The organism is Delftia sp. RIT313 (assembly GCF_000632165.1).
GTDB lineage: Bacteria > Pseudomonadota > Gammaproteobacteria > Burkholderiales > Burkholderiaceae_C > Comamonas > Comamonas acidovorans.
This window is the reverse complement of the sequence record NZ_JFYT01000078.1, coordinates 22,197-30,266: the sequence shown is the minus strand read 5'-3', so window position 1 is coordinate 30,266 and position 8,070 is coordinate 22,197. Positions and strand designations below refer to the sequence as shown.

Below are 8,070 nucleotides of genomic sequence, written 5' to 3'. Positions count from 1 at the left end.
GCCCCCATCGCCATGGAAGAAGGTCTGCGCTTCGCTATCCGCGAAGGTGGCCGTACCGTGGGCGCTGGCGTGGTTGCCAAGATCATTGCCTAATTGATTCGTAGGGGTATAGCTCAATTGGCAGAGCGTCGGTCTCCAAAACCGAAGGTTGTAGGTTCGATTCCTACTGCCCCTGCCACCTGATGGTGGAATCGCAACGAGCCCGCCCCAAAGCGGGCTTCGGTGTCTTGGCGTTGCGCAAAAGATGCGCATTAGAAATGGATTATGGCCACTACTCAGGTTGAAACGGTCAGCTCCGGAGCTGACAAAGCCAAGCTTGCCGCAGTCGCGGCTTTAGTCGTTGCTGCGATCGCAGGTTTCTATCTGCTGAGCAAGCAAGGCCCCATCGTCCAGTGGCTGGTGCTGCTGGTTGGCCTGGCTGCAGCTGCTGGCACGTTCCTTGTTTCCGAGCCCGGAAAGCGTTTCGTGAGCTTTGCCCAGGATGCCTGGCGCGAAGTCAAGAAGGTCGTCTGGCCGACGCGCAAGGAAACCATGCAGATGACCTTGTACGTCTTCGGCTTTGTCGTCATCATGGCCTTGTTCCTGTGGTTCACGGACAAGACGCTTGAGTGGGTCTTGTACGACCTGATTTTGGGCTGGAGGAAGTAATGGATGCTGTCGAAACGGGTGTGAACGACGGAGGGGCAGCGCCTGCCAATCCGGATCTGCGCTGGTACATCGTCCATGCCTACTCCGGCATGGAAAAGGCGGTTGAGCGCAACATCATCGAGCGCATCGCGCGCTCTGACATGCAGTCCAAGTTCGGTCGCATTCTTGTCCCCACTGAAGAAGTGGTGGAAATGAAGAATGGCCAGCGCCGCACTACCGAGCGCCGTCTGTTCCCTGGCTACGTGTTCGTCGAGATGGTCATGGACGACGATACCTGGCACTTGGTCAAGCACACCAGCAAGGTGACGGGTTTCGTGGGCGGTGCCAAGAACCGTCCTGCGCCCATTTCCGAAGAGGAAGTGCGCAAGATCGTCAGCCAGATGCAGGAAGGCACGGAAAAGCCGCGCCACAAGGTCGAGTTCATGCCCGGCGAGCTGGTGCGTGTCAAGGAAGGTCCGTTCACGGACTTCAACGGCTCTGTCGAAGAGGTCAACTACGAGAAGAGCCGTCTGCGCGTCTCCGTGATGATCTTCGGTCGCTCCACGCCGGTCGAGCTTGAATTTGCCCAGGTTGAAAAAACCTGAGTTACCGCTTACAATCTCTGGCTCTGCATTTTTAGGCTTGGTGCAGGGCGTTCTCACAAGAGTCTTTTAACCCCCGGGGAGCTGTCGGCTGCAACTGTTGTTGGTTGGGTCGGCGGCGCTATACCCGCAAGGAGCATTCAATGGCGAAGAAAATCGTCGGCTTCATCAAGCTGCAAGTGCCAGCTGGTAAGGCCAATCCCTCTCCCCCGATCGGTCCTGCGCTGGGTCAGCGCGGCCTCAACATCATGGAATTCTGCAAGGCGTTCAACGCCCAGACCCAAGGTGTCGAGCCCGGACTGCCCCTGCCCGTGGTCATCACGGCCTTCGCGGACAAGAGCTTCACCTTCATCATCAAGACGCCTCCGGCGACTGTGCTGATCAAGAAGGCCATCAAGCTGGACAAGGGTTCTTCCAACCCCCTGAAGAACAAGGTCGGCAAGATCACCCGCGCTCAGCTGGAAGAGATCGCCAACACCAAGCTGAAGGACATGAACGCTGCTGACGTGGACGCCGCCGTGCGTACGCTGGCTGGTTCGGCTCGCTCGATGGGCGTGATTGTGGAGGGCGTGTAAATGGCCAAGTTGACCAAGAAGCAAAAGGCTCTCCAGGGCAAGGTGGAGTCCACCAAGCTGTACGCTTTCGCTGACGCAGTCGCGCTGGTGAAGGATGCTGCCACCGCCAAGTTCGATGAATCCATCGACGTGGCCGTGCAACTGGGCGTGGACGCCAAGAAGTCTGACCAAGTGGTTCGCGGCGCTGTCGTGCTGCCCCATGGCACCGGCAAGATTGCCCGTGTGGCTGTGTTCGCCCAAGGCGCCAAGGCTGAAGAAGCCAAGGCTGCCGGCGCCGACGTGGTCGGCATGGACGACCTGGCTGCCCGCGTGAAGGCTGGCGACATGCCCTTCGACGTGGTCATCGCTGCCCCCGACGCCATGCGCGTCGTCGGTACGCTGGGCCAGATCCTGGGCCCGCGCGGCCTGATGCCCAACCCCAAGGTTGGCACGGTGACTCCCGATGTGGCCACGGCTGTGAAGAACGCCAAGGCTGGTCAGGTGCAATACCGCGTCGACAAGGCCGGCATCATCCACGCCACCATCGGCCGCCGCTCGTTCGACAACGAGAAGCTGCAAGGCAACCTGGCTGCGCTGATCGACGCCCTGAACAAGTCCAAGCCCGCTTCGAGCAAGGGCCTGTACCTGCGCAAGGTCGCTGTTTCGTCGACCATGGGTGTGGGCGTTCGCGTCGACACGCAAACCATCTCGGCCTGATAGCCAAGAAATCTTGAGACACCTTTCGGGGTGCCTCAGTGGTGGGCCGGTGCAGCGATGCGCCGGGTCATCCAAGACCGTTGGTGTGCCTTGCGGCACTTAAACCCCCGGGGCCAACGCAGATGGCGATCCCGCTGCAGATGGATGCATTTCCAAAACAGTTGGTCGCTGCAACAAGAGCGCGCATGAGGGGCTTGCCCCGAGTGCGCATTTGAAGGAGTAGACCTTGAGTCTTAATCGCAGTGAGAAAGAAGCGGTCATCAATGAAGTGACCAGCCTCGCCGCAAAAGCTCAAACGCTTGTGATCGCGGAATACCGCGGCATCACGGTCGCCGACATGACCAAACTGCGTTCTGATGCTCGCAGCAAGGGTGTGAGCCTGAGCGTGTTGAAGAACACGCTGGCCCGCCGTGCTGTGGCTGGCAGCCAGTTTGACGTTGTCGCCGACCAGATGACCGGCCCTCTGATCTATGGCTTCTCTGAAGACGCAGTGGCCGCCGCCAAGGTGGTGGCCGACTTCGCGAAAACCAACGACAAGCTGGTGATCCGCGGTGGTGCGTTTGCAGGCAAGGCCCTGGACGTGAACGGTGTGAAGCAACTGGCGAACATCCCCTCGAAGGAAGTTCTGCTGGCACAACTGTGTGGCTTGCTGATGTCGCCTATCTCGCGTACGGCCGTTGTGCTGGGCGCCCTGGCGGCAAAGAAGAGCGAAGGCTCTGCCGAAGAACCGGCAGCCGAAGCAGTCGCAGCCTGAGCGCGCGGCAGTTAACCAATATTGTTAGGAAATCAAAATGGCATTCGATAAAGACGCATTTCTGACCGCGCTCGACGGCATGACGGTCCTGGAACTCAATGACCTGGTGAAGGCCATTGAAGAGAAGTTTGGCGTGAGCGCTGCCGCTATGGCTGCTCCCGCTGCTGGCGGCGCTGCTGGCGGCGCTGCTGCTGCAGAAGAAAAGACCGAGTTCAACGTTGTGCTGACCGAAGCCGGCGCGAACAAGGTTTCCGTCATCAAGGCCGTGCGTGAAATCACCGGCCTGGGTCTGAAGGAAGCCAAGGACCTGGTCGACGGCGCTCCCAAGAACGTCAAGGAAGGCGTTGCCAAGGCTGACGCTGAAGCCGCTGTGAAGAAGCTGGTGGAAGCCGGTGCCAAGGCTGAACTGAAGTAATTCAGTCCCCTCAAGGGCTGGAGGCTCCGAAAAAGGGCCTCCAGCCTTTGGCGCTTGTGGAGCGCTGATCCATAGAGCACACTAAAAAGCAGTCAGCACAGTCTGTTTTTTAGTGTCTTCTGACAACCCGACAGCAGAAGATGCCTTGGTTCGGGCGATGTGCAACGCATCGCCGTCAGCCATGGTTGGTAGTGGCCAACCGCCAAGCCCGCAGGGAGCTTTCCATGTGGGGCAGTCGTCGCAGACCCAGGACTCATGTCTTTGCCCGGAGATCTCATGGCCTATTCTTACACCGAACGCAAGCGAATCCGCAAAAGCTTCGGGAGCCGCGACAGCGTGCTCGAAGTGCCTTACCTGCTGCAGATGCAAAAAGATGCATATACCGCATTCTTGCAGTCAGATGTAGCCCCCAAAAAACGCACCATCGAAGGCCTGCAAGCGGCCTTCAACTCCGCCTTCCCCATCGTCTCCCACAACGGTTTTGTGGAGATGAAGTTCGTCGAGTACAACCTCGCCAAGCCTGCTTTCGATGTGCGCGAGTGCCAGACCCGTGGTCTGACGTTCGCCTCCGCCGTGCGCGCCAAGGTCCAGTTGATCATCTATGACCGTGAGTCTTCGACCTCGCAGTCCAAGGTGGTCAAGGAAGTCAAGGAGCAAGAGGTCTACATGGGCGAAGTGCCCCTGATGACCGAAAAGGGCTCGTTCATCATCAACGGCACCGAGCGTGTCATCGTCTCGCAGCTGCACCGCTCGCCTGGCGTGTTCTTCGAGCACGACAAGGGCAAGACCCACAGCTCGGGCAAGCTGCTGTTCTCGGCACGCATCATTCCTTACCGCGGCTCGTGGCTGGACTTCGAGTTCGACCCCAAGGACCTGCTGTTCTTCCGCGTCGACCGTCGCCGCAAGATGCCCGTGTCCATTCTGCTGAAGGCCATCGGCCTGACGCCGGAATCGATCCTGGCCAACTTCTTCGTCAACGACAACTTCCGCCTCATGGATTCGGGCGCGCAGATGGAGTTCGTCTCCGAGCGCCTGCGCGGCGAAGTCGCGCGCTTCGACATCACCGACAAGTCGGGCAAGGTCGTGGTCGCCAAGGACAAGCGCGTCACTGCTCGCCACACGCGTGAGCTGGAGCAGTCGGGCACCAAGTTCATCAGCGTCCCCGAAGATTTCCTGATCGGCCGCGTGGTCGCCAAGAACATCGTCGATCCGGACACGGGCGAGATCATCGCCAAGGCCAATGAAGAGCTGACCGAGTCCCTGCTCAAGAAGCTGCGCAGCGCCGGCATCCAGGATCTGCAGTGCATCTACACGAATGAGCTGGACCAGGGCGCCTACATCTCGCAGACCCTGCGCACCGACGAAACCGTCGATGAGTTCGCTGCACGCGTGGCCATCTACCGCATGATGCGCCCCGGCGAGCCGCCGACCGAAGACGCCGTGCAGGCCCTGTTCCAGCGCCTGTTCTACAACGCCGACACCTACGATCTGTCGCGCGTGGGCCGCATGAAGTTCAACGCCAAGGTCGGCCGCGATGGCGCCACCGGCCCCATGGTGCTGTCCAACGAGGACATCCTGGCCGTGGTCAAGATCCTGGTGGATCTGCGCAATGGCAAGGGCGAAGTCGACGATATCGACCACCTGGGCAACCGCCGCGTGCGTTGCGTGGGCGAACTGGCCGAAAACCAGTACCGCACGGGCCTGGCACGTATCGAGAAGGCTGTGAAGGAGCGTCTGGGCCAGGCCGAGCAAGAGCCGCTGATGCCCCATGACCTGATCAACAGCAAGCCGATTTCGGCCGCCCTGAAGGAATTCTTCGGTGCGTCGCAGCTGTCGCAGTTCATGGACCAGACCAACCCTCTGGCCGAAATCACGCACAAGCGTCGCGTCTCGGCCCTGGGCCCGGGCGGTCTGACCCGCGAGCGTGCAGGCTTCGAAGTGCGCGACGTGCACGTGACCCACTACGGCCGCGTCTGCCCTATCGAAACGCCTGAAGGCCCGAACATCGGCCTGATCAACTCGCTGGCCCTGTACGCCCGCCTGAACGAGTACGGCTTCATCGAGACGCCGTACCGTCGCGTGGCCGACGGCAAGGTCACGATGGAGATCGACTACCTGTCGGCCATCGAGGAAGGCAAGTACATCATCGCCCAGGCCAACGCCGAGCTGGATGCCGAAGGCCGCCTGATCGGCGACCTGGTGTCGGCGCGCGAAAAGGGTGATTCGACCCTGGTGTCGGCTGAGCGCGTTCAGTACATGGACGTGTCGCCCGCACAGATCGTGTCGGTGGCTGCCTCGCTGATTCCGTTCCTGGAACACGATGACGCGAACCGCGCATTGATGGGCGCCAACATGTCGCGTCAGGCCGTGCCTGTGCTGCGTCCCGAAAAGCCCATGGTGGGCACGGGCATCGAGCGCGTGGCGGCAGTGGACTCCGGCACCGTGGTGACGGCAACCCGCGGCGGTATCGTGGACTATGTCGATGCAACGCGCATCGTGGTCCGCGTGAACGATGCGGAAGCCGTGGCCGGCGAAGTCGGCGTGGACATCTACAACCTCATCAAGTACCAGCGTTCCAACCAGAACACCAACATCCACCAGCGTCCCATCGTCAAGCGTGGCGACAAGCTGGCCAAGGGTGACGTGGTGGCCGACGGCGCATCGACCGACCTGGGCGAAATCGCCATCGGTCAGAACATGCTGATCGCCTTCATGCCCTGGAACGGCTACAACTTCGAGGATTCGATCCTGATCAACGAGCGCGTGGTGGCCGAAGACCGCTACACCTCGATCCACATCGAAGAACTCGTGGTGATGGCCCGCGACACCAAGCTCGGTGCCGAGGAAATCACGCGCGACATCCCGAACCTGTCCGAGCAGCAGCTCAACCGCCTGGACGAGTCCGGCATCATCTACGTGGGTGCGGAAGTGCAGCCCGGCGATGTGCTGGTCGGCAAGGTCACGCCCAAGGGCGAGACCACGCTGACGCCTGAAGAGAAGCTGCTGCGCGCCATCTTCGGCGAGAAGGCTTCCGACGTGAAGGACACCTCGCTGCGCGTGGACCAGGGCTCGCAAGGCACCGTGATCGACGTGCAGGTCTTCACCCGTGAAGGCATCCAGCGTGACAAGCGCGCCCAGCAGATCATCGACGATGAACTCAAGCGCTACCGCCTGGACCTGAACGACCAACTGCGCATCGTCGAAGCCGACGCCTTCGACCGTATCGAAAAGCTGCTCAATGGCCGCGTGGCCAACGGCGGCCCGCAGAAGCTGGCCAAGGGCGCCAAGATCGACAAGGCCTACCTGGATGGCGTGGAGAAGTTCCACTGGTTCGACATCCGTCCTGCAGAGGACGAAGTCGCCACCCAGCTCGAGTCCATCAAGAACTCGCTGGAGCAGACGCGCCACAGTTTCGACCTGGCTTTTGAAGAAAAGCGCAAGAAGCTCACCCAGGGCGACGAGCTGCCCGCTGGCGTGCTCAAGATGGTCAAGGTCTACCTGGCCGTCAAGCGCCGCCTGCAACCCGGCGACAAGATGGCCGGCCGCCACGGCAACAAGGGTGTGGTCTCCAAGATCGTTCCGGTCGAGGACATGCCCTACATGGCCGACGGCTCCACTGCCGACATCGTGCTGAACCCGCTGGGCGTGCCTTCGCGTATGAACATCGGCCAGGTGCTGGAAGTGCATCTGGGCTGGGCCGGCAAGGGCCTGGGCCAGCGCATCGGCGACATGCTGCAGCAGGAAGCCCGCGCCGCCGAGATCCGCACCTTCATGGAAGAGATCTACAACTCGCGCGGCCGCAAGGAAGACCTGACGCAGCTCGACGACAAGGAGATCGTGTCCATGGCGCAGGCGCTGACCACGGGCGTGCCGTTTGCCACGCCGGTGTTCGACGGTGCGTCCGAGCAGGAAATCCAGGACATGCTGCATCTGGCATATCCGGAGGAACTGGCCCAGCGCAAGGGACTGACCGAGTCGCGCACGCAGGCCTACCTGTATGACGGCCGCACCGGCGACCGCTTCGAGCGTCCGACCACCATCGGCTACATGCACTACCTGAAGCTGCACCACTTGGTCGACGACAAGATGCACGCCCGCTCCACGGGTCCGTACTCTCTGGTGACGCAGCAGCCGCTGGGCGGCAAGGCCCAGTTCGGTGGCCAGCGTTTCGGGGAAATGGAAGTGTGGGCGCTGGAAGCTTACGGCGCCGCCTATGTGCTGCAGGAAATGCTGACCGTGAAGTCCGACGACGTGGTGGGCCGTACCAAGGTGTACGAATCCATCGTCAAGGGCGAGCACGCCATCGAGGCAGGCATGCCCGAGTCGTTCAACGTGCTGGTCAAGGAAATCCGCTCCCTGGGCCTCGACATCGAGCTTGAGCGTTCTTAAATATTGAAAAGG

Annotated in this window: 7 protein-coding genes, 1 tRNA gene and 1 pseudogene; all 9 read left to right on the top strand. The window is 61.0% G+C overall.

All coding sequences use genetic code 11. From position 1 onward, the window contains the following. Positions 1 to 93 (top strand): annotated as a pseudogene (locus BW39_RS30610) (hypothetical protein); the annotation flags it as partial. A gap of 9 nt (positions 94 to 102) precedes the next feature. Further along, positions 103 to 178: transfer RNA gene (locus tag BW39_RS23165), tRNA-Trp, on the top strand. An 86-nt stretch (positions 179 to 264) separates the two neighbouring features. Continuing rightward, the gene (gene secE / locus BW39_RS23160; protein WP_012202436.1) at positions 265 to 648 is read left to right on the top strand and encodes a preprotein translocase subunit SecE; all 384 of its coding nucleotides are present in this window, start codon (positions 265 to 267) and stop codon (positions 646 to 648) included. Further along, positions 648 to 1,232, top strand: a complete 585-nt coding sequence (gene nusG / locus BW39_RS23155) for a transcription termination/antitermination protein NusG (protein ID WP_012202437.1) — start codon at positions 648 to 650, stop codon at positions 1,230 to 1,232. Before secE ends, nusG begins: the two co-directional genes overlap by 1 nt. A 140-nt stretch (positions 1,233 to 1,372) precedes the next feature. After that, complete coding sequence (rplK, locus tag BW39_RS23150; protein WP_012202438.1) at positions 1,373 to 1,804, top strand: 50S ribosomal protein L11; 432 nt, start codon at positions 1,373 to 1,375, stop codon at positions 1,802 to 1,804. Beyond that, positions 1,805 to 2,500 carry a 50S ribosomal protein L1 gene (rplA, locus tag BW39_RS23145; protein WP_013800271.1) on the top strand — a complete coding sequence of 232 codons (696 nt, stop codon included), beginning with the start codon at positions 1,805 to 1,807 and terminating at the stop codon, positions 2,498 to 2,500. 226 nt (positions 2,501 to 2,726) lie between these two features. Then, entirely contained in the window at positions 2,727 to 3,254 is a 528-nt protein-coding gene (gene rplJ, locus BW39_RS23140; RefSeq protein ID WP_012202440.1) for a 50S ribosomal protein L10, read from the top strand. A 37-nt stretch (positions 3,255 to 3,291) separates the two neighbouring features. After that, a complete protein-coding gene (gene rplL / locus BW39_RS23135; RefSeq protein ID WP_012202441.1) occupies positions 3,292 to 3,669 on the top strand; it encodes a 50S ribosomal protein L7/L12 in 378 nt (125 codons plus the stop codon). Between the two features lie 276 nt (positions 3,670 to 3,945). Next, positions 3,946 to 8,058: a DNA-directed RNA polymerase subunit beta gene (gene rpoB, locus BW39_RS23130; protein ID WP_013800272.1), complete on the top strand. Its 4,113-nt coding sequence runs from the start codon at positions 3,946 to 3,948 to the stop codon at positions 8,056 to 8,058. Positions 8,059 to 8,070 lie beyond the last annotated feature (12 nt).

Coding starts and splice junctions, on each gene's coding strand:
- secE (WP_012202436.1), top strand. CDS start 265: ATGGCCACTACTCAGGTTGAAACGGTCAGCTCCGGAGCTGACAAAGCC.
- nusG (WP_012202437.1), top strand. CDS start 648: ATGGATGCTGTCGAAACGGGTGTGAACGACGGAGGGGCAGCGCCTGCC.
- rplK (WP_012202438.1), top strand. CDS start 1,373: ATGGCGAAGAAAATCGTCGGCTTCATCAAGCTGCAAGTGCCAGCTGGT.
- rplA (WP_013800271.1), top strand. CDS start 1,805: ATGGCCAAGTTGACCAAGAAGCAAAAGGCTCTCCAGGGCAAGGTGGAG.
- rplL (WP_012202441.1), top strand. CDS start 3,292: ATGGCATTCGATAAAGACGCATTTCTGACCGCGCTCGACGGCATGACG.
- rpoB (WP_013800272.1), top strand. CDS start 3,946: ATGGCCTATTCTTACACCGAACGCAAGCGAATCCGCAAAAGCTTCGGG.